Genomic DNA, 26,998 nt, shown 5'->3' on the forward strand with positions numbered 1-26,998 from the left:
CTCAGCGCACCTCCTCGGTCCAGGTGTCCTGGCCGCCGTGGTCGCGCTGGCCGAGGGGGGCGGCACCGGCGTGGTGCAGGGTCGCCGCCACGGGTGTCGGGGCGGGCCGGGGGAGGGACACGCGGACTTGTCCCGTGGCGGGTGCGGCGGGACCGGAGGCGGCGTGCGCGGCATGGTTGGCGAGGCCGGAGTCCTGGTGGCGTCCGCGCCGGGCGCGGCGGAACTCGCTGAGGATCGTGCGGAGCACGCGGGAGCCGTCGCGGAACGTGTGGAGGTTACTCTCGCCATGGATCCGCAGGTACTCGATGCTCGGCACCTCACGTACCTGGTAGCCGGCGGCGGCCATCCGGATGTTGATCAGGGTCTCGATCTCGAACCCGTCGCCCCAGAGCTTGCCTTTGGGCGGTGGCGTCGACGCCGGGTGGGGCAGCTCCATGGCCGGGACCAGATCCCGCCAGAAGGCGTTGTAGCCGTAGCAGAGGTCGGTGAAGCGGGTGCCGAAGAGGGCGTTGACGATGCCGTTCAGCGCACGGTTCCCCCAGCGGCGCAGCGGGGTGATGTCGTCGCTTCCGCCGCCGTACCGGAAGCGGGTTCCCTTGGCGAAATCGGCGCCGGACACCAGGGCCTCGACGAAGCTGGGGATCTCCTGCGGGTCGGTCGAACCATCCGCGTCGATCATGACCACGATGTCGCCGGTGGCCGCAGCGAAGCCGCAGGCGAGCGCGTTGCCCTTGCCGGTACGGGTCTGCTCGATCACCCGCACGGTGGGCCAGAGCTCGCGGGCCACGTCGGCGGTGCCGTCGACCGAGCCGCCGTCGACCAGGATCACCTCGGCGACGCCGTGGGGCAGACGCGCGAAGACGTGCGGCAGGTTCCGGGCCTCGTTGCGGGCCGGGATCACCACGGACAGCGAGGGATACCGGTCGTACGAGGGCATGGGGTGACGGTCAGGGGCGAACGTGGACATCGCAACAGGTCCCTTCCGGCAGGTCAGCCGTCTGTCGGTGGGCGGAGGACCGCGTCGTCCGGGCCCGTGGTCGTCACGGCTCTTCAACGGCCAGCCACGGTGGATATTTCGCTTATGTCCGGCAAACCGACGGCCGTGAATGCCCTGTGTCCCGTCCGTCACGTGCGCACCACAAATACGCCCGAAACCTCACATAATCTCCACAGTGAGGAAACTCACTACGGCCGAATGCCGGGGACGCGGCGAAGGCCGCCTGCTACCCAGAACTGCCGGAGCCAACGCACGCACTCACCACGGCGCCGTGTCGACAATCCCGGGTCAGGATCGCCGGCACGGCGCCGTCGTGAGTGCGGACGAGCCCGTCCGAGCGCAGCTGGTCCCGGACGGGCTCACGGAGGTCCTCCCGCTACTGACCGCAGGCTTTCGCGGTCCAGTCGAGCGAGCCGAGGGAGCAACCCTTGATGTCCGTGCCGACTCCGTCCGTCTTCGCGGCGTCGAAGTGCACGGAGGCCGAACGGGCGGCGGTGATCCCGAGCAGCGGCCGACCGTCGGGGAGCGCGTCACGGTAGCCCGTGCTGAGGCTGGTGAAGGCTCCCCAACCGCTCGCCCGCAGTACCTTCGAGGTGATCGGTCATCTCCTCGTTGAGCGCGGTCTCCAGGACCGTCTTGGTCAACTGCTTGAGCAGCCCGTCCGGGCCGGTCAACGACAGCCCTTGTTCCTTCGCGGCCCGGACCAGCTCAGCAGCGGCTTTCGCCTCCGCCGACGGCTCGGGCCGCTTCTTACGTCCGGTCTGGTCGTTCAGTGTCGCGGTCATCACGGCACCCTCCTCACCAGGCACAACGCCCGGCAGGTCAGGCCGGAAACACCTTTAGATCCACAGGCCCTAGCTCAGAGGCTGAGTTTCCCGGGTGCTCGGTGATGTCGGAGACCCCCAACTGCCTGGGCGCGGCGCATCGACAGTGGATTGTCGATGGCGTCGGTGCCGGAGGAGTCGGCGTGGCCTGCCACCGTCACCACTGCGGCGGGGGAGGCGTCGATGAGCTTCGCCGTACGGGCCATGACCGACCTGGCTACGGAGGTGAGGGTGGCCTTGTCCACCGCGAACAGCACATCGGCGGAGAGGTTGACCTGCAGGTCCCTGCCGTCGTCGACGCGGTCGACACCTACGGCCGGTCGCCCTGGACTGAAGGAGGGTTTCCGGCGCGGAGGCTCGCCATGTTCGCGATCGTCCCGTTGTCGAACCAGAGGATCTCGGTGTAGATGCCGGTCAGCGGGCGGGAGTCGAAGTAGGCGAAGCGGCTGCCGCCGGTCGAGAAGTCGCCAGCCTGTTCGACCGGGCCGAAAACGGCGGCCAGATCGGCGGCTGCGGCGTCGAAGTCGTACACCTGGAAACCGAGGTGGTGGAAGCCACCGGCCGGTCGTTCGTCGAGGAACTCGGTGTAGAGGTTGGGATCCCCCTCGGGGCGGGGGCTGATGACTTCGATGTTGACGTCGCCGATGTAGCCCAGAGCCATGTCGACACGCAGGTCGATTGGCTCACCGCGCAGCGTCGTCGCCAGCAGCGGCGCGTTCTCGAGAATCCAGAACCCGGCGGGGCCGTAGACCTTCTCCAACTCGGCGCACTTGGCATGCAGGTCGGGTGCGACCACACACCACTGGAAGAAACCCTGGGCCAGTTGGTTGGTTGCCGGGCGAGCCAGGTCGAACACGGTCAGTTTCTCGATGGTCTCCGGCATCGGGGCCTCCTCGGGGACGGGGTGCTGCGAGTCATGATCGAAGCTAGGCGGGAAGCCGCCGACCGTCCGGTCTAAAGTTGCGGTCATCTGCGGCAGATGTTGAGGTGTGTCATCGAACTGGGAGAGGAATTCCGGCGGCTGACCCGCGTGCACTTCGATAGTCGCCGGGCGGGCTGGCGATCGCTGGACCTCGAACTCCTGTCGGTCGACGCCGAGGCCGAGCGGGTCGAGCTGCCGGCGATCGACGCCCAGCTGATCGACCTGCAGATCCACGGAACCCGGCTGGTCTCCAGCCGCCGCAGGAGCGGCTGGGCGACGGGCCTGCTGGGTCCCGGATCGCTGTCCACGACGGCGCCCGGCGCGACCAGCAGCCTGCGCTGGAGTTCACCGACCGGCGACGACCACGTCACCCAGATCCGGCTGCTGATCCCCGCGCCGACCATGACCCGGGTCGCAAGCGAGGCGTTCGGCGGCAGCGCCAGCCGGTTCCGCCCGCCGGACGGGCTGGCGTTCGACGACGACGTGCTGCGCGCCCTGCTGACCCGCCTGCACCGGGCCGCCCGGGCCGGGGTTTCCGAACTGTACGCGGCCACGGCCGCCGAATTCATCGCGGTCCACCTGCTGACCAACCACGGCACCGCACCCGCCCCGCCCCGGCCGGCGCGCGACGACGCCCGGGTCGCCCGCGCCGTCGATCTGCTGCATGACCGGCTCGACCGCCCGGTGACCCTGGCCGAACTGGCCGCCGAAGCCGGCCTCAGCCGATTCCACCTGCTGCGACTGTTCCGGCAGCAGACCGGCGAGACCCCGGCCCGGCTCCACCAGCGCCTTCGCCTCGATCTCGCCCGGCGACTGCTGCGCACCACCTCGCTCACCGTCGCGGCGGTCGCGCACCGATGCGGGTTCGCCGACCAGTCGCACTTCGCCAAGGCTTTCCGCCGCCAGGTGGGCGCGTCCCCCACCGGCTACCGGGCGGACGCCCAGCGGCCGAGTGACCGATGATCGGTTCCACGAAGGCAGGAAGGTGACCTGAGCGGAACAGGTCGACACACCGTGTTGTGGCGATCACCAGCAGGGTAGTTTCGAAGTCGGGGGTCGCACCGCACGTGAAAATCGACGACAGCATCCGGACGCCCGATCTCGTGACGATTCGGCGATCCGACGACCTGGCCCAGACCACAGCCGGGCGGCCGGGTCGCCAAGCCCTGCTGTTCAGGTAATGGTGAGGGTGATGCTGTGCCAGCCTGTGGCGCCGTCGGGGTATGGCGTCCTGCGCTGTTCCGGCTGGGTGGTGCCGGTGCTGTCGGATGCGCGGACGCGGATGGTGTGGCTGCCGGGTGTGGCGTTCCAGCGGTACGCCCACTGCCGCCACAGATCTGGTGACGGTCCCGCGGCGAGGCGCGCGGTCTGCCACGGCCCGTCGTCGATCTGCACCTGCACGGCGGTGATACCGCGACGTTGGGCCCAGGCGACCCCGGCGATCATGACTGGTCCGGCGGGGCGTCGGGTGAAGGGTTTGGGGGTGTCGATGCGGGAGGCGGTCTTGACCGGTGCGTCGGGTGCCCAGCCGCGTTCGACCCAGTAGGTGTCGAAGGCGTCGAACGTGGTGACGGTCATCGCGGTGAGCCATTTGCAGGCGCCGACGTAGCCGTAGAGGCCGGGGACGAGCATGCGTACCGGGAATCCGTTGTCCAGGGGGAGAGGTTCGCCGTTCATGGCGACGGCGAGCATGGCGTCGCGGCCGTCGAGGATCGCCGCGAGTGGGGTACCGATGGTCATACCGTCGACGGCCCGGCTGACGAGTTGGTTCTGGCCGGGTCGGATGCCGGCCTCCCGGAGCAGGGGAGCCAGTGGCACCCCGCTCCAGCGGGCGGTGCCGATGTAGGGGCCACCGACTTCGTTGGATACGCAGTTGAGGGTCAGGTCACGTTCCATCAGGCCCCGGGCCAGTAGCTCGTCGAAACGCCACGTTCGGGGTCGGTCGACGGCGCCCTCCAGGGTCAACCGCCAGCGGTCGACGTCGACCTGCGGGACGGTGAGGGCCGTGTCGACGCGGTAGAAGTCCCGGTTCGCCGTGATGAACGGTGCCACGCCGTCCACTCCGGCGGACGTGTCGGCGGGCAGCGTCGCCGCGGGTTGCATCGGGGCGGGAAGGACGACGGTGGCGCGGGAGCGGCTGCCGGCGGCGTTGCGGGCGGCGAGCGCCGTCCCGGCGGTGGCCGCACCGGCCGCGGTCGCGGTGGTGCCGGCGGCGGTGACGAGGAACTGACGGCGGTTGAGTAGTCGGGGCCGTCCAGCGGTGCCGGGAGAGTTGGTCGTGGCGGTGCGGAGCAGCAACAGCATCGCGGCGGCGCCGACGGCCGCGCCGCCGAGTGTCGGCAGGGTGTCCAGTGCGGTGGCGGTGGGGCGGGTGAGGATCGCGGTGACGCCGATGCCGCTGAACGCGGCCAGCCCGAGTAGGCCGTAGCGGCGCCTCTGGAACGCCGCCACCCCGATCGCCGCCGCCGCGGCGGTCAGCACGGCGTAGACACCGGTCAGAAGGACGAGCTTGTCGGCAGTGCCGAAGGTGCGGATCGCCCACGCCTTCACAGGTTGGGGGGCGGCGTCGATGGCGGTGGCGCCGACGGCCAGCACCGGATCGGAGGCCGGGCCGAGGAACGCGGCGACCAGCCGGGCGACGCCCAGTGCGATGGCGGCGCTCAGCACGCCGACCAGGACGGCGCGTGGACGCCACCGGTGGGGTCTGGGGCGTGGCCCCGACCGGCGGTCTGCCGGCCGGGGCGCGGTCGGTGTGGACATCGTCAGCTCGCGGGCATCAGGACGGTGTCGACGATGTACACGGTGGCGTTGGCGGTGGAGACGTTGCCGCAGACCACCAGCGAGGTGTCGTTGACGGTGAACGAGGTGCCGCTGCCGGTCACCGTGAGCTCGTCACCCTGCAGGGTCTCGTGTGTGCCGGCGATGGTGTCCGGGGACAGTTGGCCTTCCACCACGTGGTACGTCAGCACGTCCTTCAGGGTGGCGTCGTCGGCGAGGACCTTGTCCAGGTCCGCCTTGGGGATCTTGCCGAACGCGTCGTTGGTCGGTGCGAACACCGTGATGCCCTGCGCGCTGTTGAGCGAATCGACCAGGTTGGCCTTGTCCACGGCGGTCACCAGCGTCGACAGCAGAGGGTTGCCCGAGGCGGCGGTCGCGACCGGCACCTTGGCCATGGCCTCGAAGCTGCCCGGGTCCGCCGTGTCGGTGGGCACGGCGGCGCAGCCGGGACCGAACTGGGCCGCCGCCGATGGCGACGCCATGGGGGCACTGGCCGACATGCTCGGGGCGGTGCCGGTGTCAGCGGTGTCGGTACTGCTGTCGCCGTTACCGCAGGCGGACAGGGCAAGAACGGCGATCGCGCCGGCGGCGACGAACGTACGCCGAGACATGTGAGCTCCTTGCATCCGGGGTTGGTGGTGCGTTCACCGGTGTTTCGGAGCCTGAGGCCGGGCGGATGGCCGCCGAACGCGAATTTCTTCGTGCCGACCCGTTCACGGTGTCTCAGACCAGTGCCGCCCCGCTCACCGCAGTGCCACCAGGACGACGACGTCAGTCGGTGCCGGCGAACCGGACGCGGGCTCGTTGGACACGCCGAACGCCGCGACGTCGGTCAGCGGGCCGACGAGGGTGGTCGTGGCCGTTCCTCCGGCGGGGAGCAGGCCGACCGCACGCGGTGCTCCGGCCGACGGGATCAGCCACAGTTGATAGGCCCGGCCGACACCTGGATCGGGTAGTTCCCGCAGCACGGCGACTGCCTGGTCTCGCTGCGCGGACGACACCACCGTGGCACTGCCGCCGCCGTCGACGGCCTCCTGGTGGACACGCGCGTCGCCGGCAGCGACCACCTCGGCGATCTGGCGGATGCGATCGTCGCCCGGCTGCTCCTGCCGATCGCGGTCGTCGACGACCGCCCACGTGACGACGCTCGCGCCGGTTGCTGCGACGGCGGCGATCGAGGCGGCGGCGACCCACTGCCGCCATCGCGGCGTCGAGGCGGTGCGGCGGCTCTCGGCGGTGGTGAGGCGTTCCTGGGGAGTTCGGGCCGCCTGCCCCAGGGTCCGCTCTCGGAGTCCTGCGGGCAGTGCCGTGTCGTCGGGTGTGTCGTCGGCGAGGCGGGCGGCGGTCTCCCGTAGTTCGGCCACTTCCAGGCGGCAGGTGTCGCAGGCGGTGAGGTGCCGCTCGAACCCGGCTCGTTCCACCTCGTCGACGGCATCGAGGGCGTACGCGCCGGCGAGGGTGTGGATGTCGCTGTTCATGCCCGCTCTCCCATCGTGACGCCGAGGCAGTCGCGCATCCGGATCAGTCCGTCCCGCATGCGTGTCTTCACCGTGGGTAGTGGCGTGTCCAGCCGTTCGGCGACCTCCCGGTAGGTGTAGCCGCCGTAGTAGGCCAGCGTCACCGCCTCGCGCTGCAGGTCGGTCAACCGCCCCAGGCAGCGGCGGACCTGCTCCCGATCCAGCCGGGCGCTGACCGCCTCGGCCACCTGGTCGTGCGGCACCTCCACGTCCGTCGCCGCGACGCGTTGCGTCCGGTCGGCCAGCGCCTGCTCCGAACGGACCCGGTCCACCGCACGCCGGTGCGCCAGCGTCAGCACCCAGGCGAGGCCGGAGCCACGATCGGCGTCGAAACGGGCCGCGGTACGCCACACCTGCACCATGACCTCCTGCGCGACCTCCTCGGCGAGCTGCGGGTCACGCAACACCCGCCGGGCCAGGGCGAGAACCTTGCCGGTGACGGCGTCGAACAAGCCGGCGAATGCCTCCTCGTCGCCACGACCCACCCGCTGCAACAGCTCCTCCACGCTCGGTGGTGGTGGCGGAGTCACGTGCAGCGGTCGCCATCGACGAGCCCGCCCTTGGTTGGATTCCGCCATCTTCTGTCCCCTCTCCGTGCACGCATACCGCTCCCGTTCGGTTCGACGCGGGATGCCCGGTCGGATGGGTCGCCACCACCTGCCGCACCGCCGGTCGCGGCAGGGTCACTATCCGCCACATCTTTCCTGATGGAGTCGACGTGACCTCGACACCCATCCGGCCAGCCGTCGGCTACGAAGACCTCTCGTGATGGAGGATGCGCAGCTTATCGGGCGGTATCGGCTCATCCGATGCATCAGCCAGGGTGTCGCGGGCCGGTTGTGGCTGGCACGGGACGAGTTGTTGGACCGCGACGTCGCGGTCAAACAGGTGCTGTTCCGTGTCGGTCTGACCGAGCGGGAGGATGCGGAACTGCGGGAGCGGACCCTGCGGGAGGCGCAGGCGGCGGCCCAACTGGTGCACCCGAACGTGGTGTGGGTCTACGACGTCATCACGGTCGAGGACCAGCCGTGGATCGTGATGCAGCACGTTCCCTCGCGATCCCTGCACCGGGTGCTCACCGACGACGGGCCACTGCCGGTCGACGCCGTGGCGCGGATCGGGATCGAGCTGGTGGGGGCGCTGGGCGCCGCGCATCGAGCGGGGGTGCTGCACCGCGACGTCACCCCCCGCACCGTGCTCATCGCCACCGACGGGCGGGCCCTGCTGGGAGGCTTCGGATCCGCGGTGATCGAGGGCGTGGCGGCGGTCAGCCAGTCGTGGGGCATCACCACCTCACCGCAGTACGTGGCCCCGGAGCGGGTCCGCGACGGCGTCTCCTCGCCGGGGGCGGACCTGTGGGCGCTCGGTGCGACCCTGTACGCCGCCGTGGAGGGCCGTCCGCCCTACAGCCGACCCGGGCTGGTGCAGACGTTGATGGCGCTGGCCACCGACCCGCCGGACCGGATGCAGCGCGCCGGCCCGCTCGCACGGATCATCGAGGGACTGCTCGAACGGGACGTACGCCAGCGGATGGGTGCCGCCGAGGTGACCCGCAGGTTGCGGAAGATCACCGGGCCGGTGCTGGCGTCGTCGTACCCGCACGCGCGACGCGTCGCACCCGCCGATGACCCCAGCCCTCAGCCGGGACTGCCGGACGCCGCCCACGACACGACCCGCGCACTGCCCACCACGTGGCCGGACGCCCGCACCCGGGTGCTTCCCGCCACCAGGTCCGGCGACACGACGCAGGTGCTACCCGTCAGCGGCACTCCGGCCGACCGGAACACACCGACGGCGCGGCTGCGGGCACTCGCCACGGCCGACGGCCGGACGGGCCTGCGCAGCGCGCTGACCCTCGTGGTCGCGGTCGCCGCCCTGGCAGCGGGTGGCGGCCTGGCCGTGGTCGGCGCGCAGCGCACCCTCGACGGCCTTCACAGTGCCGTCACCGGAACCGGCGGCGGCACACCCGCCGACGACGGCGGGCAGGCCCCGGTCGGCGCCACGGCGAGCACGATACCCGCGGCGCCGTGTCTGGCCCCAGCTCAGGAACCACCTCGCATGGTGTCCGAGGATGCGTCCGCACGCGGCGACCGTGCCGTGCCGCCGGACTGGTCGTGGCACGCCGACGATGAGGGCTTCGGCATCGCGGTACCCCCGGGGTGGCTCCGTTTCACCGATGGTGACGTCGTCTGCCTCCAGGATCCACACCAGGATCGACTGCTGGCCGTGGATCTCACGGTGCAGAGACGGACGATCCCGAGCGACCACTGGAGCGCTGAGGCCGACCGCCTGACCGAGGCCGGCGCGCTGCCCGGCTACACGAGGATCAGCATCGGCCCGCTGATCCGGCCCGGCGGCGCCGCCGAGTGGGAGTACGCCTGGGACGGGCCGGACGGCGAACGGCGGCACGCCCGTCGACTGTTGGTCAACGGCACCAGCCCAGGGATGGCGTACGCACTGACCTGGGTGACCCCAGACGCCACCTGGACCGACAGCGAATCCGTCTACCGCGTCCTGTCCGGCAGCTTCCGTCGCAGCGCGTGAGCGATCTGTGCGTGCCGGACCCATCCGGCTCGTCCGCCGCACCGAACACCCGACGACGACACCCGGGCGCCGCAGCCGGGTCCACCTGATAGGAGAGACCTTTCGTGAGACTGACCCGCAGCCTGCTCGCCCTGCCCGCAGTGGCGCTGGTCCTCGCCTTCCCCGGGACGGCGTATGCCGACGAGAGCGTCCAGGTCAAGCTGCTGGACCTCAACGAGACCGGCGCCACCGGCACCGCCACGCTGACCGCCACCAGCGGCGGCGACCTGAAGGTGCAGATCAGATCGCAGGGCATGACACCGAACTCGCCACACGCGCAGCACATCCACGGCGCGGCCAACGGCATGGACTTCCACTGCCCCGACAAGTCCGCCGACGCCGACGGCAACGGATACGTCAGCACCGAGGAGGGCCTGAAGATGTACGGCGACATCTTCATCTCCCTCACCACCACCGGAGACACGACCAAGGCCAGCGGCCTGGCCGTGGACCGCATGCCCACCGCCGACGCCGACGGCAACCTGACCTACGAACGCACCATCCCGGCGGCGGAACTGCCCGCCGGCACCATCGAGCACCTCAAGGACCTGCACATCGTGCAGCACGGCATCGACGCCAACGGCAACGGCAAGTACGACATGGAAGCCCTCGGCGAATCGACCTTCGCCAAATCGGTCGGAGTCAACGGCATCCCGGCCGAAGCCACCGACCCGGCCACCTGCGGCATGGTCAGCGGCGCCGCCGCCGGTTCCGTCCCCGCCGGAGGTGTCGCCACCGGCGACGGCAGCACCGGCATCAGCTCCGGAGCCCTCAGCCTGTATGCGATCGGCGGTCTGGCGCTGCTCGGTGTGGCCGGCCTGGCCGTGACGCGTCGCCGCCTGGCGCGGCAGAACTGACCGGAACGCACGATGACCATCACCCGGCTCGCCACGCGTGGCGGTGACCGCCGGAGGCGTACGCTCCCGGCGGTCACCGCCATCCTCACCGCGATAGCCACCATCAGCGCCGGGGCTTGCTCGTCCGGCGACGTACCCGTCGGCGCCCCGCCGCCGCCGAAGGCCGACGCCGCCGCCTCATCCGGCGGCCAACGCGACGAACTCACCACCGGTCCACTGATGCCCAGCTCACCGCCAACCCGGGTATCCATCCCGTCGCTGAAGATCAGCGCCCCGACCGTGCCGCTCGGACTGCAACCCGACGGCACCATGCAGGTGCCCGACACCGCCACCGACGTCGGCTGGTACACCAAGGCACCCACACCCGGCGCCCTCGGGCCCGCCGTCCTCGCCGGCCACGTCAACTGGAAGGGCCACGACGGCAGCTTCCACGACCTCGCCGCACTCGCGCCTGGCGCCACCCTTACCGTCGACCGCGAAGACGGCAGCCGGGCCACGTTCACCGTCACCAAAACCGAACGGCACCCCAAGGACACTTTCCCCACCGACGCCGTCTACGGCCCCGTGGACCACGCCGCACTGCGGCTGATCACCTGCGGCGGCCCATTCGACACCGCACGCGACAGCTACCGCGACAACATCATCGTCTACGCCACACTCACACACGCCCAGCCCGCATAGCCACGCCAACCAGCCGATGGCCCGCAGCCACGCTCTACCGGCTTTCCGTGGCCGCCCCGCGGGGGTACCCGGCTGTGGAACATCCCGCTGACCGGAACCTACGGCCGGCTGCGCACCGTGGAGTGCGGGCCGGACGAGCCCACCCCGGCCGGGTCCCTGTCGTGGGGGCCCGGCCGGGAGGGGATCAGCTGGTGGCCGCCTCCCAGACCCAGGTCTGGATCGGCCCCGGGCCGGAGGGGTCGACGGTGAGCTGCTGACCGTACCCGTGCTCGGTGAGGTACAGGTCGGTCGGCACCCCGTTGACCTCGGTCCGGTTGGCCAGGGTGAAGGAGTCCCCCTCCTGCCGTACGCACCACAGGTACTCGTCGGTGTCCGGGCGGAAGTCCTGCAGGGTCACCCCCGCCCCGAAGGTGGCGTTCCCGGTCGCCGAGGAGCTGAGGTACCGGCCCCCGTTGACCAGGTAGTAACAAGGGGTGTCCCCGGTGGACCCGGCGGGGATCCGGATGAACCGCTGGTTGGTGCCGTCGGTCTCCTGATAAAGGATGATCGGGGTGTTGACGCCGGTGCTCTCCCCGGAGACGTCGGCGACCAGGTCGTGGGTGCCCTCCAGCGGGTAGTGGGTGATCTCCTGCAGGTCGGTCATCTCGGCCTCAGACTGGAGGAAGAAGCGTTGCCGGGCCGACCCGTCGGGATCCCGGCCGGCGAGCAGCCCCAGCTCCGGCACGACGGTCAGCAGTTGGTCGGTGACCCGGTTACGCAGGGTCCAGGTGCCGTCCTCCTGCGGATCGGGCCACCAGAGTTGGTCCAGGGCCTCCTGGTGCCACTGGACCACCCAGCCGTCCCGGGCTCCCTCTGCCTGCCCCATCAGGCTGCCGGTCAGCAGGTTCATGATCTGGTAATACCCGGGGTGCTCTCCGCTGCGGATCAGGGACCACTTCTGCTGAAAGCCGCTGTGGTACGGGGAGTCCACCAGGAGGTGGCTGGTGCCGTTGTGGACGATGTCGACGACGTTGGTGGTGTCCGCGCTGCGCAGCAGGATCCCCTGCCCTGAGGGTGGCTCGGCCACCGGGGGCCGGGGCTCGGCGGCGGCCTGCAGCACCAGGTCGAACTGCACCGGCAGGTGGTCGGAGAGAACGACGTCGGTGCGCACCGTGCTGCCCGTGACCCGGGGCGCCGCCACCCCACGGGGTACCACCGCGTAGTCCAGCAGTGCGGTCGGGTTCGTGGAGGGGTGGGTCGCGGCTGCGGGGGTGTGCACCGCGAAGTGGGCGGCGTCCAGCACGGCGGCGAGGTTGTCCGGGTGTCGGTTGAAGTCCCCCATCGCCACCCAGTCCCGGGGGGTGTTGTTCGGCCCGGCGGTGAGCATCCGGACCCGGATTGCCTCCAGCAACCCCGGCAGGTCGTTGCCCCCGGGGGACCAGCCGTGCAGGCTGAAGAAGACCGTCCCGCCGACGGTGACCCCCAGGGCGGGGCGACCTCCCAACGGGCTGGCCACCACGACGATCCCGGCCGGGTCGACCCGCTCCCGGGTGGCGATCGCCAGGTTCACCCGGCCCGCGGGTTCTGGGTTGGTGTCGGTCCACAGCCAGTAGAGGTATCCCCCGGGGCGACTGTTCGTGCCGCCGTACCGGTACTCCTCGACGTCGGGGGTGAAGAGGCCGTGTTGCGGGTCCTGGCGCACGAAGTCGAGTTGCGGGTGGTCGGCGAGGTGGTGGGCGCCCCCCGGAGGGCTGCCGGCCTCCTGCAACGCCAACACCTCCGCGTCGCGCAACAACCGCAGCAGTCCGCTGGTGTACTTGTTGTCATAGGAGCCGTCGGCGCGCGACCCCGCGCCCTGCATGTTCCAGGTGGCTGCCTTGTGGGCCTCGTCCTGCCGAGGGTCGAGCTGCCCGGCGTCGTGCAGGAACAGGGAGGGGCGGCGTCGGTCGGCCAGCTGGACCACCCCCTGGCCGCCGGAGTAGTCCAGGGTCTCCCGGCCGGACCAGTCGGGGATGACCGCGCCGGACTGGGTCAGGTGCCGGAACCGGGCGGGGTGGGCCGGGTCCGAGCCGAACTGGTGCACCGCGTCGGCGGGCACCCCGGGGCTCGCCGCCGAGTAGGGGGTGTAGGGCGCGAAGGGACCCCCGGGGGTGGCCTGCTTGGTCAGGATGTTGCCGTGGAAGACGTTCTGCGGCCCGGTGGAGCCCGACCACTTGATCGCCTTCGGTCCGGCCCCCCACCAGATCGGGTACCAGGTGCCGTCGTCGAGTTCACCCCCTTCCCCGCCGCAGTTGGCGGTGCAACTGCCGGAGCGGTGTTCGTAGGGCACCCGCACGGTGTTGCCCTCGAAGAGGTTGTACCGTTCCCAGCCGCCGTGCAGGTTGAGGTCGGAGTCCAGGTCGTTGCGGAAGGCGACGTTCCGGCTGGCCGACCACTGGAAGGTGAAGTGCCGCAGGTTGCGGCTGGTGTTGTACGCGTACAGGGAGTCCCAGACCCGGCTGCCGCGCAGGTACCCGTTGCCGCCCTTGCCCTTGTTCCAGGCCCCGTCGAAGGTGTTCCCCTCGATGTGCAGGTTCCGGGCGACCTCGGTGACCAGGGGGTGGGAGCCGGTCATGGTGCCGTTGAGGCCCCGGGCCCAACTGTTGGCCGCCCACTTGAACAGGACGCCGTGCATGGCGTACTCCGGTGCCAGGTTGCCGTAGTTGTGCACCGCGTCGGCGGGGGAGAGGGCGTAGCTGCCGCCGCCGACCTTGGGCAGCCCGGTCATGTCCTGGGTGAAGGCGAAATCCTCGAACCCGACCCCCTCGACCACCTTCAGAGGAGTCACCTTGCTCTGGAAGGGGGTCTCGGTCAGCAGCGGGGCGGAGCCGTCGGAGACCGAGTCCACCGGCAGGTCGAACTCCAGGGGCCGGTCCAGGGTGATGGTCTTCGCACTGCCGGAGACACCGACGACCCGGAACATCTGCTGGCGCATGTGCAGGTTCTCGAACATGCTGCCGTGCTCGGCGTAGCTGAGCCCCTGCTCCTCGTAGAACTTGATGCTGTTGGCCGCTCCCACCCAGACGTGCCCGCCCAGGCTGAACTTGCCCATGTCGGCGTTGCTCACCAACTGGATCACGCTCTGCCCGGCCCGGGCGGAGAACCCGGGGTCGGCGGAGCGGGCGGCGACCCGGATCCCGGAGACCCAGTGCTGGTTGACCGAACCCTCGAAGAGGTCCTTGCGGTTGGCCGGGGCGGACTGCCACTCGTCGGCGTACCGGGTGGCCACCTCCCGGTTCTGCACCTTGAACAGGGCCCGGCCCGGCCAGATCCAGCCGCCCCGACCGGTGTCGTTGCCGCTGCCCCAGGTCATGGTGGTCGGTTCCCAGCGGCTGCCGTCGGAGCTGAGGGTGTCGTACCGGGTGTTGGTGTCCGGGCGGAACACCACCCGGGTGCCTCCGGTGCCGGAGCCCTGCCCCTTCAGCAGCAGGAAGCTCGCGTCAACGGAGATCTGCCGGGAGACGTCGAGCCGGCCGGCGGGTAGCTCGATCAGAGAGAGCCGGTAGTGGCTGGCGGTGGGGGAGCAGTCCGAGCGGATCGTGTCGATGGCCTGTTGCAGGCCGGCGCTGTCGTCCACCCCGTCGTCGGGGACCACCCCGAACTGGCTGGCCAGTCGGGACGGTTCGATGCGGCAGGGGGCCGCCCCGGTGACGTATCCGGCGGACGGGACCTGGCCGCCCAGGTATCCGGCTCGGGACCAGTCGGGCAGCCCCTCCCCGGCGACGAACCGGTTGGCCACCCCCAGATCCGGCTGGCCGGGTGGGTCGGCCATCGCGGCCGAGGGCAACGTCCGGGCCGGGGGGCGGGCCCCGGCGGCGGAAGCCGGGGTTGCCACCCACGGCGGTACGAGCATCGCGACGGTCAGGACCGCGGCGAGCGTGGTGCGATCGATTGTCACGCATGAAGGATCGGGGAGTCGAGACCGGCTGTGAAGGTCCGACGACTATGGGTGATCCCACAGTCGGATCGGCGGCTCCCGCAACCCGTGCCCCCCGGGGGCTCGTCAGATCCAACCCGACCGTCGTCGCGGCGACGACGACCCTGGTGAACGGCCGCGTCCACCGGTGCAGGGGGCTGATCGTCGATGTCCAGCATCTGTCCCGGCGCACGACCGTGCTGCTGGCGACCATGGTCACCGTGGCGGTGGGCTTCGCCTCGCCGGGCGTCGCCGCACCAGCGCCGGCGTCGGAGCCGACGAAGGTGACCGCTGGCAAGACGGAGATCAAGACGGCCACTGTCATCGAAGGAACCGCAGGTAAGGCGACGACCAAGACGGTACCCGACACCCGCAGCGGCATGTCCGCCGATCCGATCCAGGTGACGTGTCCTGTCTACAACTCGGCACGCCGCCGGGCTAGAACACGACCGGCCCCAGTTCACGACCGACCTCGCCGCCACGCTCTACCGTCACCTCGAGGGCGGCGGCTACACCCACGCCGAGGCGTTGCACGGCTACGCGCTCGAAGCGGCACAGTACAGCGGCGACCCGGCCCGACACGGCGTGGCGCTGACCAACATCGGTGCCGTACACCGGCTGCTCGGCCGCTACGAACTCGCCGAGACGCACCTGTCCGAGGCCGTCGCGATCCTGAACCGGTGCGGCGACCAACTCGGCGCCGCCCGGGCCCTGTCCAACCTCGGCATCGTCTACGAACGTCTCGGCCGCGACGACGCCGCCGCGCACCAACGGGCCGCGCTCGCCGCCTACCGCCAGGCCGGCGACCGGTACGGCGAAGCATCTACGCTGGTGAACCTCGGCAACGCCAATACCCGCCCGGGCCATCTCGGCGAGGCGTACGACCAACTGCTTCGCGCCACTGCCCTGTTCCGCGAGGCCGGTGCCGCGGTCGGAGCGGCCAGCGCCCTGACGAACCTCGGCGACGTGTGCACCAGCCTCGGGCGGCACGACGAGGCGGCCGGGCATCTGTCGGCGGCACGCGACATCTTCCGCGCGGCCGGACACGTCTACGGCGAAGCCGTCGCGCTCACGAACCTGGGCCGGGTGCACGGCATTCGCGGCGACCACGCGCGGGCCATCGGCGACCTGACCGTGGCGATCCGCATCCTGCGTTCGATCGGGCATCGCTACGGGGAGGCGAGCGCACTCAACATCCTCGGTGAAGTACTGACGGCCGTGGGCCGTACCACCGAGGCCGTGGCCCGGCACGCCGCCGCGCTGTCGATCGCCACCGCGACCGGCGACCACGACGAACAGGAACACGCACACGAGGGCATCGCCCGCGCCCAGCGGGAGCCGCTACGCACGACAGGCAGGTGATCCAGACTCCGTCCGGGCCGATTCCGAACTATGCGGTAGGCGGCTGTCAGTTCCGGGCGGGTACGCCGATGGGCCGGGCCGCAAGGCCCGGCCCATCGGGGCCGCGCGTCAGATCGACGCGCTGACCTGTCCGGTCAGCTCAGCCGGTGAGCGAGACCGGTGGTGGCGGCGCCGTGCTCGTACGAGACGAGCAGCGACGTACCGGCCGGCAGACGCCCGCTCAGCGGCAGGACAAGGGTGTGGCTCTTGCTCAGCGTGGCCGTGGTCTGTGCCAGCACCCGCTCCCCGTCCCAGATGAAGACCCGGGCGGTGCCGCGCTGCTTCACCTGGAGGTCCACCGAGACCTTCGAGGAGGTCCGGACGACCTTCTTGATCTTGACCGTGTTGCCCGGTAGTGCCGCGTAACCACCCGGCGCCACTCCGTCCGAGACGGACTGCAGGATCGTCTGCGGTGATTCGACGCTCAGCGCCGCGGTGTCGGGCATGATCGGCGCCTTCGGCGCCGACGGCAGCGCCGGCAGACCCGGCAGGGTCGTGATGCCCCACCGCCACGGGTCGGCCCGCACACCGCTCCAGGTCGACCAGCCGACCCGGGTCTGCGCGGTCAGGTCCTGCGTGTCCGAGTCGTTCACCAGGATGTTCAGGCCCATCCGCGCCGGGTCGACGGCGTCCGGCAGCACGTCGAACGGCACCTTGACCTCGATTCGGTAACCGGTGTACGGGTTGCTGGTGACGACAGAGGCGATCTCGAGACCCGGTGCGGTCTCCGGGCCACCCTGGTGGTTGTCCCGCTCCCGGGCGAAGCACGGCGGGTTGCCGTTGGCCGGGTCGTCGGTCGTCGGGAAGAGCGCCACGTTGAACACCGTGGAGGTGTTCGCCGAGTTGCCTCGCGGGTCGATACCGAACTCGATGTTGTCGTTGCGGCGCGGACGCTTGCAGTCCTCGGGAGGCAGGACGGTGCCGAGTACGTCGTCGGTGATGGTGAAGATGGCGTACAGGGCATCGTCGGTGTAGGTGAGCTGCGCGGTGCCGGAGATGTCCTGCGGCGGTGCGTCGGTGCCCTCCCAGCGGGTGGAGATGTCGATGACCTCGCCGGTGTACTCACCCGGTGCGGCCGTGCCGTCGACGGACGGCGCGGTGGTGGCCCTCGGGATCGTGGTGACCGGCACCAGGTTGAACGCCCCCGGCTCGGTGGCGCTGCCACCGTGGTAGCTGGTCTCGATCCGCACCCGGTACGCGCCGTTGTCCGGCGCCCGGTTGGCGGTCGGCAGGGAGGCGTCGGTGTTGGTGACCGTGAAGGTCACCGAACCGCGGGCACCCGGCTGCAGCCCGGTGTACGGCAGTTGCTGCTCCGCCACCGAGAATCCGGCCGGCACGTGCAGCTTGACGGTTCCGGACTGGACCTGGGTGCTGTGGTTGGTCAGGTCGACCCGGACGCTGCGGGTGGCACCACTGGGGATGCTCAGCAGGGACTCGATGAGCGCGTTGAGCTGCTGGTTCTTGTTGCGCAACGTCCACTCACGGAAATCGGCGATCTCCGGCAGCGGCTCAAGGGTGCCCCGGACCGGAGCGGTCGCCTGCACCCGCGCACTGCTGGTGCCACTGCCGTCCTTGCGGCTGGTCATCGTGGCCTCGATGCGGAACCGCGTACCCACCTCGAGCTGCGCGGGCGGGGTGACCGTGAAGCTCTTCACGACCTGCTTGCGCGGGGTGAGCGTACCGACGTCGCCCTTGCCGCTCACCTTCCAGCCGGCCGGAACCTTCAGGGCGACCTTGGCACCCGGGACGGCCCGCTCGGCGTACAGGACCGTGTCCACGCGGATGGGCTGTCCGGCGAGGACCTCCCAGTTCTGCGGTCGTACGTGGATCTCGGTGCCGAGCGGCAGCCCACCGGGAGCGCGCAGGGTGGCGCCCTGGAGCGCCCCGGTGCCGGCGCCCACGTTGGGGTCCGGATACGGGGTGCGGCTGTCGATCAGGTTCAGCCGGTTGCAGCCGATGCTGGCCGGGTCGGTCGTCGGGAAGGCGCTGTTGCCCCAGCCCTGCGACACGTACTCCCGGCGGGCGAAGGTCTGGACCGTGTTCCACCGCTGGCCGTCGTGACGCGCCGACTCGTAGCCCTGCCAGGTGCCGAAGATGACGTCACTGGACTCGGTCGGCGTGAAGGTGGTCTCGCACGCGGGGCCGCTGCTGCCGGAGCCGCTGCCGCCGGTCTGGAAGATCCGGGAGACCCGCCAGGGCTTGAGCCCTTCCTTGGTGATCTGTTCCGGGAAGGCCTTCGGGTCGGCCGCGGCGTAGAAGGCCTCCACGGCCAGCATGGCGGCCTTCTGGTGGTTGCCGTGGTTGCCCTGGGTCGCGGAGGGGTTCATCGTGAGGATGACCTCGGGCTTGGTGGTGCGCAGGACCCGCACGATCCGGGACAGGGTCTCCTCGTAGCCCCAGACCTCCTCGGTCAGGGGAGCGCTGGCGGTGTACCAGAAGTCGAGCGCGTCCAGGTTGTAGATGTGGTCGATACCGGACCAGGCCACCGCCCGCCGCTCCTCGGCCTCCCGGAGGATGCCGAGTGCAGGGCCTTCCTCGAGGCCGACGGCATTCCCGCCGCCCTCACCGCGGGTGGTGGTGATGACGCCGGCCTTCATTCCCTGGTACTCGTTCCAGTACCCGAGCATGCCGAGTTGGCTGGCCTCGTCGTCGGGGTGCGCGCCGATGAACATGATGTCCAGGTCGACCGGCTTGTCGGACTTCTTGGACGGGCTCTTCGAAGTGGACTTGGGCGATGAGCCCTCGGGGTGGGCCTGAACCGGACTGGCCAGGCCCAGCGACAGCAGACCGCACATGGCGATCGTCGCTGTGGTGCGCCATCTCATGGGCATACCTCTCGTGGGGACGAGTGCTGCGTCTAGGGCGGCTACCGGCGGGCCGAAGGTCGACAGACGCGTGACTCGCGCCGGGCATCGATCGCGGACAGGTGTCCGCTGGAGACCGGGAACGGTCTCCGTGCGTCGTGGTTGCTAGACGGTGGTGGTGCGCGTGCCGTCGCAGACTGGGCGGTACGCGCGATGGGGGATAGCGGCTGGTCAACGTAGAGGTGATCAACCGGAAGGCCTTCGGGCGGTAACGCTAGGGATGCGTCAGATACATAGTCAAGAGTTTCCGGCGACTTTCTTCCTTCTCTGAAGAAACGATTGCGCTGAGGACGGTACCTGTGGCGGTCCCGCCACCCGAGTCGATAAGAAAGGTTTGCCCGGCTTGGAGCCTTTTTGGTAGCTGGGGTCGATGTCCCATGCGCCGGTAGGACTGACGTGCGTCGAGATAATTCCGTTACTTGACGCCGCCTTTTCTTCTCAGTAGGAAGGAAGCGTGTCCAAGCAAGCGCCGACCAGTCCGGTCAGTCGCGAACGCTCCCGGGAGATCAAACGCCTCTCGGTGATCGTGGCCGCCCGGCAGGCGCGGCTGCTGTCCCGAGTGGACCTGACCGAGACGACCGGCCTCCCCGCAGCCACCGTGACCGCACTCGTGCGGGAACTCATCGCCGAGGGCTACCTCATCGAACGGGGACCGGGTGCTGCCACCACCGGGCGACCCCGGGAGATGCTCGAGTTCAACCCACGCGCCGAACTCGTCGCCGCGGTCTCACTCGAGCCTCCGCGGATCAGCTGCGAGATCGCCGACAGCGAAGGCGTCCTCATCGCGCACCGCACCGCGCGGCTCGGTGACGACGTGGTCGACACCATCTGCACGTTCGTCCTCGAACTGGTCGGCAGCAACCTGCCGGCGCTGCGTGGGGTCGCGATCGCCGTGCCCGGGGTCTCCACGAACGGTGCGGTACGACTCGCACCGTCGGTGGGACTGGTCGATGCGTGGCCGATCGGCGAGTCGGTGCAGCGGCGGCTCGGCGTACCCGTCGTCGTCGACAACGACGTCAACCTCATGGCTGCCGGCGAGTGCGTCTCCGGCGCCGGGGCGGACGTCACCGACCTGCTCCTGATCCACGTGGCCGACGGCATCGGCGCGGGACTCGTCCTCGACGGCAAGGTCCGCCGGGGCGCCAGCGGCGCGGCGGGCGAGGTCGGCTTCCTACCCCTGGACAGCGCACCGAGACGCAGCAACCGCGGTGTCGGCGAGTTCGAGGCCCGGTGGTCGGCGAACGCCATCGCGAAACGGGTGGTCGCCCTGCATCCGGGACGCCGACCCGAGTCGCCGGTACGGGAACTGATCCAGCTGGCCGCCGCGTCCGCACCGGCCCGCGACTATCTCGACGAGGTCCTCGACGCCTGGGCCAGGCTCATCCTCTCCTGCGCCTGTGTGGTCGATCCGGGACTGGTGCTGCTCAGCGGCGCCGCCGCCGAGCTTGACGACGCGCGCCTCGCCCAGATACAGAGCCTCGTCTGCGCCGGGACTCCGGCTCCCACCCAGGTACGCCGAGCCACCCTCGGTGACCAGGCGGTGCTGCATGGAGCGATCAGCTACGCGCTTTCGGCCACCTTCCCCCTGCCCCTGCTGCCCTGACCGGGAGCCTTCACCACCCTCGAAGCCGGAACCACGCTGGTGGTCCGTGCCGGACAGATCGCGACGGCCACCCTCTCGTCCGCGGGAGAAGATCCCGTCCCTGCCGGGCACGGATCCTCCCGGTGCGGGTGCGTCGGATGTCGTCGGGTTGGGCTATCCTCGCCCGCGTGGATGATGGCATCTGGGACCAGGACTCCGACGCTTCCCTGGTTATCCGTACCGACTTCTCCCGTTCGCAGGAATGGGAAGAGATTCAGGTAGCGATCGCTGAACCGCAGACGAAGGAAGGGTTCACGGCGTTCGTTGCATTCGTCGATGACCGCGCCTTCGAGAACATCACGCCGCCGCAACTGGTGGAGATGGTGCCCGCAGACAGCGATCACGCCGTCGCTTTCCTCGTCGACGAAGAGACGCTCACCCACCCGGACCGCCCGATCCTGGTGGTGAACCTCGACGACGAAGATGACGAAGACGACGAGGACGAAGACGACGAGGACGACGACGAACAGGGCCAGGGGCCTCAGTACTCTGCCACGTTCCGAGTCGTGCCGTCAGAGATGTGGTCGGTGCAGAACAATCTCACGATCGCGAACATGGACTGGGAGGATTTCGCCGAGAACGTCGACGGCGACGGCATCTTCCGCGGCTTCAAGTAGCACCCCACTATGGTGCGCGCCAGGGTAATACGGCCCACGCTTGAGGTCAGCGACTGCGAGAGGCGGGCAGCCGCCACATAGCTGACGTCCGAGGAATTGAACGCGAAGATGAACGTGTCGATCGGGGAGCGGGCACTCTCTTCCTGCATGCCCCAGTAATACCGGCCGTTTCACGTGCGCTTGTCCCTGGCCGCCTTCCGACCATGGTGAACCACCCTGGTCACAGCACTACTAGCCGCACCCGGACAAAGGCGTCGGGTCAGGTCCGCTTGCGGCTCGCGATCTCGTCAGCGAGCTGCTGCACGCGGGCGGGGTCCGCGTCCCTGGCAAGGGCGACGTAGTGGTCCATGACGGCCGGCCGGTAGCGCACGGGCAACGTCTGTCCTGGGGAGAGTCGGGTGAGCTCGGTGATCGTGAGGTCTTCGTCTGCGATGCCGCGAAACGAGGTGCCGTCGGCGGTCTCCACGTCGAACATCAGGACCACGCGTGGACTGCCATCGTTGCTTACCTCTCGCCAATCGACGAGAACGCCGAGCGCAAGCGTCCCCGTACGCAGTTCCGCATTGCGCTTCTGTGCATCTCTGCTGAGGAGCGGGTTCGGCGCGATGCCCGGGAAGTCGGGTCCGACGCCGAGCGATTCCCGACTCAGGTCGGGCCTGAGCTGCGCCACCAGGTCGTTGAGCTTGTTCTTCCAACCGAACATCCTGACACCTTTCTCACGCCGGTGCCGGAATCTCGGCCTGGCGCTTCGTCCTCACCGCGATCATAGGTCGCTGGTCATTAGGGGCACCCGCCGCCAGGTGGGTGCCCCCAGGATCGGTAGGGGAGCGGCCGGAGGCCACCCTTCGGGCGACCGGTGCCGGGCGCGGCCGGTCAGCCCGGCCGGATACAGGGATCGGCGACCGTGGTGGCCGAGGTCCGCGCGGCCTGGCCGTCCACACCGGTTGCTTGTACCCACCACGTCACCGTCGCCGTCCGGAGCCGCTGCACTGTGGCCCGCGCCGAGCTTCCCTGTCCGGTCATGGCCCGACTCGCCGTACGGCCACCCGCCGGTCTCCAGTACACCTGCGCCGCCTCGACTGTGGTGCTGCCGGTGGCGTGGACGACCAGGTTGTAGCTGTCCGCGCCGCAGCGCACGTGCGCGTCGGCCGAGACAGTGAACGGCGCGACCAACCGCGCCGTGGCCGAGGGTCGGGGCGCCGCCGGGCGTGGGGTGCTCGGCCGGACCGGACTCGGCCGCACCGTGGTCGGCCGTACTGTGGTCGGTCGGAGCGCTGTCGGGCCTGCGGTGGGCGGGGTGGTCGGCGTGGGCGGTGGTTCCGCACCGACGGTCCCACCGTCCTGCCGGGGCGCAGGTGCCCCACCGGAGACGCCGTCGGTGTCGTCCCCTCGCCGGCCCGCCGGGTCCGCCGCCCCGGCAGGCCCCGTCGGCCCGTCGGCCGGTACGCCGGCGACAGTCACCCGGTCGCCGATGAGCGGCCCGGGCGTGAGCGCCCAGACACCGGCGCCGACCAGGAGCGCCCCCAGGAGGGCGGTCGCGGCCACCCGACGTCGCCGACGCGACCTCGCGGACGCCTGACGACCGGAAGACCCTGCGGTACGCGCACCCCCGCCTCGGGTCGGCCCGCCGCGACGGGCCGTCGGCTGGTCCGCCTCGGCAGCGGTGTCGTCGCCCGCCTCCACGCCCTGCCCCGCCCCACCGGCAGATTCCCCGGTCCGCACCGCCACCTTCCCCGACGAGGAGCCCTCCGCCGCGTCACCGGAGCCGTCCCCCGACGAACCCTGGGGGGAGACACTCTCCGACGGGTCCCCGGACGAACCGCCCCCCGACGAACCCTCCGGGGAGACACTCTCCGACGGCTTGCCGGACGAACCGGCGCTCACCGGATCGCCCGGCGAGACGTCCTGCACCGTCTCCCCGGGCGAGACCGCATCGGTGCCGTTCTCGGCTGTCTCGGAGGTGGTCGGGTCCGGCCACGACGCGTCAGCGGCGACGAGGAACGCCGGTGCCGTGTAGGCCGACAGCAACGCCGCCGGACTTAGCTGGTCCCGCCGGAGCAGTCCGCACCGCCCACAGTCGTCGACGTGCCGGGCGACCCGTTTCCGCAGGGTCGGGGTGAATCGGCCCTGCCAACCCGCCACCAGGTCCGCCAGAGCCGGACAGTCCCGGGCACCGCCGCGCGCCACGAGCAGAGCGCCGAGCGCCCGCTCCAACTGAGAGCGGGCCCGAGACAGACGGGCGTGGGCGTGGTTGGCGGGCAAACCGAGGGCCGCGCCGATGTCGGCGGACGACAGATCGTGGCGGATCGCCAGGTGGACCACCTCGCGGTCACCGGGGCTGAGGGACGCCGCAGCGGCGTGGACGAGAGCGCGCACCTGGTCGGCATTGACACCCACCCCCGGGTCCGGCAGGTCAGCGACCGGGTCGTCGGTCTCTCCCCACGGCCTGGAACGGGCCCCCTCGCGAAGGTACCGCAGGCACTCGTTACGCACGATCGCGTACAGCCAGGGACGAAGACGGTCAGGATCGCGCAGTTGATCCATACGCCGGCCGGCGACGAGGAACGCGTCATGAAGGGCGTCGGCGGCGGCCTCCGGCTCGTGCACTATCGCCCGGGCGTACGTGTGCAGCCGGTCGGCGTAGCGCCGGTACACGCCCTCCAGCCCGGCCGGGTCACCCCGGCGTACCGCCTCGACCAGGCTCCTGTCGTCCTGAGCCGCCGTATCCATCCCTGCTCCCGCCCCCCGTCGACGGTTCCATTAGAGCGAAGCGGAAAAACTTCTGGACTTTTCTGTTGGCATCCCGACCCTCGGCTGCTCCCACCGGTGTCACCGCATCACCGACATCGAGGAGACACCGATGACACCGACACGTCCCGTCCACCGGCGGGCACCCGTCCGCCGCCTGCTGACCGCCGCCGTGGTGGCCACACTCGCCGGTGGGCTCGTCACGTCCACCCCGCTGGACGCCGTCGCCGCGCCCACCCCCGGCGGCCCGGCCACGGCCTCCGGCCCCACCGTGGCGCCGCCGCTGGCCTTCCGGGTCGACCCGGCACTGTCCGCACCCCGCCTACCGATCGACCCGGTGGGTCGGCTCGGAACCGACCGGGAGCTCGGGGTGGTGGCGGGGCCGAGCGGGTCCCCCGCCGGGCTGGTCCTCGACGAGGTGATGGTGCGGGTCGCCGACCAGGCCGAGTTGGACGCCTTCCTGACGCGCTGGGGCGGACAGGTCCTCGACTCGTTCGCCCCGGACGACCAGGGGCAGGACCACCTGGTCCGGGTGGACGCCGACCGGGCCGACCCGGCCGGGCTGGTCGGTGACCTGCTCGCCGCCGAGCCCCGACAGTCCGGCGAGTACCGGGTCGGTGACGAGCGGGCACTGCGGCTGCTCGCCCTGGCCGCAGCCGAGTGGCGAGTCGGCACCGAACTCGTCCTCGACTGGCTGGTGGAGCCGACCGGCATCACCGACGGCGAGGTCTTCGAGGCGCCCGACTTCGCGCACAACGTCTTCGACTGGTCGTTCATGCGGGCCGGGGGTGCGATGGACACCGGCGTCGCGCCCGCCTGGCAGCTCCTCCAGTCCAAAGGTCGGCTGACCAAGCAGGTGAAGTACCTGGTGCTCGACGGTGGGTTCACCCACAACCCCGACTTCCCGGACAAGGTGTCGCTGCACACGGTGGAGTGGGGCAAGGCCAACACCAACGACTGCACCGGGGGTACGCCCTGCCCGTGGCACGGCACCGACGTCGTCCTCGCCGGCATGGGCCGGGTCGACAACGACTACGGCACCGCCGGACCGGCCGGACCCGTGGTCAAGGAACTCGTCGCGGTTCGCAACGGCATCGACTACTGGACGGTGCTGCGCCGGCTGGAGAAGGTCGCCGAGGCGACCCACCCGGACGTGGTCAATCTCAGCTTCACCCGCGACGTCGACCTCGGCAAGTCCCACGCGCGTACCTGGACCGACCGGCGGATGAAGAACGTGCGGGACACCGGCGCGTTGATCGTCGCCGCCGCCGGGAACAACGGTGTGGACGTCGACGGCGACACCCTCTACGTACCCTGCGAGAGCACCCACGTGATGTGTGTGGGCGGTATGCGGGACACCGCAGCGGTGGCGGGCGGGTCGAACTACGGCACCAGCGACCACACCCGCTCGGTCGAGATCTACGGTCCGATGTGCGTCAGGGGTCTCGCCGACCCCGGGAAGCCGGGGAACAACACGACCCGCGCGAACGCCTGTGGCACCAGCGTCGCCGCACCGTTTGTGGGTGGGGTCGCCGCCCTGGTGCTGGCCGCCGATCCCACCCTCACCGCCACCGAGGTCCGGGACATTCTCAACGACACCGCGCACGTCGGTGGACTGGGCGCCAAGGTGACCGGCAGCCAACGCCGGATCGACGCCCTGGGCGCGGTCGCCGAAGCGCTGGGAGTGAAGGTCGGCAAGCCGACGGTGACCATCAGCACCCCGAAGACGGGTCAGCAGTTCGGGGTGGGGCAGACGGTGGACCTGTGGGGCTCGGCAACCGACTTCCTCGGCAAGGAGATCCCACTGACCTGGACCAGCAGCATCGACGGCCTGCTGGCCCAGGGGTCGCAGACCTTCGCGACGCTGTCGGCCGGTACCCACGTCGTCACCGCCACCGCCACCGACAGCCTGGGCCGCACCGGCTCCGCCGCGGTGACCGTCACGGTGGTGGACAGCCCGACGACGGTGGCGGTCATCTCGCCGCCGGTGGGATCGACCCTGCCCGCCGGGCAGTCGGTCGGTCTGGTCGGCACCTCTCACGACCCCGACGAGCCCGGGTCGGTACCCGACTCGCAGGTGTCGTGGACGGTGCGGCGCGGCAACACCGTGGTGTTCCAGAAGAACGGCCACCAGGCACTCCTGCCGGCGGCCACGGTCACACCGGGCTCGTACACGGCGACCTTCACGGCGGACGGCGTCAGCGCCCACCGCGCCTTCGCAGTCGTGGCGGCACCGGCCGGGAAGACCACGCCGACGGCCACGATCACCGCCCCGGCACAGGCCCTGACGCTGACCACTGACGACGGCACTCCCCGGACGGTCGCCTTCGCCGGTACCGGCACCGACGCCGAGGACGGGGCGATCAGCGGGATGCGTCTGCGGTGGACCGCGTACGGCGACGGGGGTGTCAAGAAGGTGCTCTGCCAGGGCAGCGCCGTGCCCACCGGCGGCCCGGTCGACGACGTGGTGCTGCCGAAGAGCTGCTCCGGTCTCACCGCCCCGCTGGGCCTGTTGGACAGCGGGACCACGGTCACCACCTGGGTGGTGTGGCTGGAGGTGTTCGACTCCTCCGGTCTGGTCGGGGTGGACTCCGTGCCGATCCGAATCGAGTCGGTCACTCCCTGACCCCGGC

Annotated in this window: 19 protein-coding genes and 1 pseudogene; 8 read left to right on the forward strand and 12 right to left on the reverse strand. The window is 70.5% G+C overall.

What is annotated here, in order from left to right:
• Position 1 precedes the first annotated feature (1 nt).
• The 4 genes and pseudogenes from HUT12_RS11955 to HUT12_RS11970 all read right to left on the reverse strand — a co-directional run bounded on the left by HUT12_RS11955 (position 2) and on the right by HUT12_RS11970 (position 2,857).
• Complete coding sequence (locus tag HUT12_RS11955; RefSeq protein WP_254876789.1) at positions 2 to 937, reverse strand: glycosyltransferase family 2 protein; 936 nt, start codon at positions 935 to 937, stop codon at positions 2 to 4.
• Positions 938 to 1,587: 650 nt separating this feature from the next.
• Positions 1,588 to 1,782 (reverse strand): annotated as a pseudogene (locus tag HUT12_RS11960) (IS256 family transposase); the annotation flags it as partial.
• A 74-nt stretch (positions 1,783 to 1,856) separates the two neighbouring features.
• Positions 1,857 to 2,078 carry an OmpA family protein gene (locus tag HUT12_RS33355; protein ID WP_176093397.1) on the reverse strand — a complete coding sequence of 74 codons (222 nt, stop codon included), beginning with the start codon at positions 2,076 to 2,078 and terminating at the stop codon, positions 1,857 to 1,859.
• Between the two features lie 53 nt (positions 2,079 to 2,131).
• The gene (locus HUT12_RS11970; RefSeq protein WP_131056318.1) at positions 2,132 to 2,857 is read right to left on the reverse strand and encodes a VOC family protein; all 726 of its coding nucleotides are present in this window, start codon (positions 2,855 to 2,857) and stop codon (positions 2,132 to 2,134) included.
• Here HUT12_RS11970 and HUT12_RS11975 point away from each other — a divergent pair.
• On the forward strand, positions 2,852 to 3,706 hold the full coding sequence (locus HUT12_RS11975; RefSeq protein WP_176093398.1) for a helix-turn-helix domain-containing protein: 855 nt from the start codon (positions 2,852 to 2,854) through the stop codon (positions 3,704 to 3,706). The two genes, HUT12_RS11970 and HUT12_RS11975, sit on opposite strands and share 6 nt — an antisense overlap.
• 210 nt (positions 3,707 to 3,916) lie before the next feature.
• Here HUT12_RS11975 and HUT12_RS11980 read toward each other — a convergent pair whose 3' ends face one another.
• The 4 genes from HUT12_RS11980 to sigK form a co-directional block, all read right to left on the reverse strand.
• A complete protein-coding gene (locus HUT12_RS11980; protein ID WP_254876790.1) occupies positions 3,917 to 5,410 on the reverse strand; it encodes a molybdopterin-dependent oxidoreductase in 1,494 nt (497 codons plus the stop codon).
• Between the two features lie 95 nt (positions 5,411 to 5,505).
• Positions 5,506 to 6,132, reverse strand: a complete 627-nt coding sequence (locus HUT12_RS11985; RefSeq protein ID WP_217705975.1) for a fasciclin domain-containing protein — start codon at positions 6,130 to 6,132, stop codon at positions 5,506 to 5,508.
• Positions 6,133 to 6,264: 132 nt separating this feature from the next.
• Positions 6,265 to 6,999, reverse strand: a complete 735-nt coding sequence (locus tag HUT12_RS11990) for an anti-sigma factor (protein WP_176095751.1) — start codon at positions 6,997 to 6,999, stop codon at positions 6,265 to 6,267.
• Positions 6,996 to 7,616: an ECF RNA polymerase sigma factor SigK gene (gene sigK / locus HUT12_RS11995; protein ID WP_176093401.1), complete on the reverse strand. Its 621-nt coding sequence runs from the start codon at positions 7,614 to 7,616 to the stop codon at positions 6,996 to 6,998. The genes HUT12_RS11990 and sigK overlap by 4 nt, the downstream gene beginning before the upstream one ends.
• A 190-nt stretch (positions 7,617 to 7,806) precedes the next feature.
• Here sigK and HUT12_RS12000 point away from each other — a divergent pair, with 190 nt between their 5' ends.
• The 3 genes from HUT12_RS12000 (at position 7,807) to HUT12_RS12010 (ending at position 11,159) form a co-directional block, all read left to right on the forward strand.
• Positions 7,807 to 9,582, forward strand: coding sequence for a serine/threonine-protein kinase (locus tag HUT12_RS12000; protein ID WP_303393487.1), 1,776 nt, complete (start codon positions 7,807 to 7,809; stop codon positions 9,580 to 9,582).
• 104 nt (positions 9,583 to 9,686) lie between these two features.
• The gene (locus HUT12_RS12005) at positions 9,687 to 10,478 is read left to right on the forward strand and encodes a hypothetical protein (RefSeq protein ID WP_176093403.1); all 792 of its coding nucleotides are present in this window, start codon (positions 9,687 to 9,689) and stop codon (positions 10,476 to 10,478) included.
• Positions 10,479 to 10,490: 12 nt separating this feature from the next.
• Positions 10,491 to 11,159: a class F sortase gene (locus HUT12_RS12010; protein ID WP_217705976.1), complete on the forward strand. Its 669-nt coding sequence runs from the start codon at positions 10,491 to 10,493 to the stop codon at positions 11,157 to 11,159.
• A 184-nt stretch (positions 11,160 to 11,343) separates the two neighbouring features.
• Here HUT12_RS12010 and HUT12_RS12015 read toward each other — a convergent pair whose 3' ends face one another.
• The gene (locus HUT12_RS12015; protein WP_176093404.1) at positions 11,344 to 15,075 is read right to left on the reverse strand and encodes an RICIN domain-containing protein; all 3,732 of its coding nucleotides are present in this window, start codon (positions 15,073 to 15,075) and stop codon (positions 11,344 to 11,346) included.
• Positions 15,076 to 15,621: 546 nt separating this feature from the next.
• On the opposite strand from HUT12_RS12015, the gene HUT12_RS12020 reads away from it, so the two are divergent.
• Positions 15,622 to 16,455, forward strand: coding sequence for a tetratricopeptide repeat protein (locus HUT12_RS12020; protein ID WP_176093405.1), 834 nt, complete (start codon positions 15,622 to 15,624; stop codon positions 16,453 to 16,455).
• 134 nt (positions 16,456 to 16,589) lie between these two features.
• Here HUT12_RS12020 and HUT12_RS12025 read toward each other — a convergent pair whose 3' ends face one another.
• Positions 16,590 to 19,319, reverse strand: a complete 2,730-nt coding sequence (locus HUT12_RS12025; RefSeq protein ID WP_176093406.1) for a PIG-L family deacetylase — start codon at positions 19,317 to 19,319, stop codon at positions 16,590 to 16,592.
• Positions 19,320 to 19,812: 493 nt separating this feature from the next.
• On the opposite strand from HUT12_RS12025, the gene HUT12_RS12030 reads away from it, so the two are divergent.
• Together HUT12_RS12030 and HUT12_RS12035 are read left to right on the forward strand one after the other, a co-directional pair.
• On the forward strand, positions 19,813 to 20,961 hold the full coding sequence (locus HUT12_RS12030; protein WP_176093407.1) for an ROK family protein: 1,149 nt from the start codon (positions 19,813 to 19,815) through the stop codon (positions 20,959 to 20,961).
• A 167-nt stretch (positions 20,962 to 21,128) separates the two neighbouring features.
• Positions 21,129 to 21,617, forward strand: a complete 489-nt coding sequence (locus tag HUT12_RS12035) for a hypothetical protein (protein ID WP_176093408.1) — start codon at positions 21,129 to 21,131, stop codon at positions 21,615 to 21,617.
• Between the two features lie 259 nt (positions 21,618 to 21,876).
• Here HUT12_RS12035 and HUT12_RS12040 read toward each other — a convergent pair whose 3' ends face one another.
• Both HUT12_RS12040 and HUT12_RS12045 read right to left on the reverse strand, forming a co-directional pair.
• The gene (locus HUT12_RS12040; protein ID WP_176093409.1) at positions 21,877 to 22,320 is read right to left on the reverse strand and encodes a hypothetical protein; all 444 of its coding nucleotides are present in this window, start codon (positions 22,318 to 22,320) and stop codon (positions 21,877 to 21,879) included.
• A gap of 170 nt (positions 22,321 to 22,490) precedes the next feature.
• The gene (locus HUT12_RS12045) at positions 22,491 to 24,347 is read right to left on the reverse strand and encodes a sigma-70 family RNA polymerase sigma factor (protein WP_176093410.1); all 1,857 of its coding nucleotides are present in this window, start codon (positions 24,345 to 24,347) and stop codon (positions 22,491 to 22,493) included.
• Positions 24,348 to 24,477: 130 nt separating this feature from the next.
• Between HUT12_RS12045 and HUT12_RS12050 the strand changes: the two genes are divergently transcribed.
• Entirely contained in the window at positions 24,478 to 26,991 is a 2,514-nt protein-coding gene (locus HUT12_RS12050) for a S8/S53 family peptidase (protein ID WP_176093411.1), read from the forward strand.
• Positions 26,992 to 26,998: the final 7 nt, after the last annotated feature.

The sequence above is a fragment of the Verrucosispora sp. NA02020 genome, assembly GCF_013364215.1.
Classification (GTDB): Bacteria; Actinomycetota; Actinomycetes; order Mycobacteriales; family Micromonosporaceae; genus Micromonospora.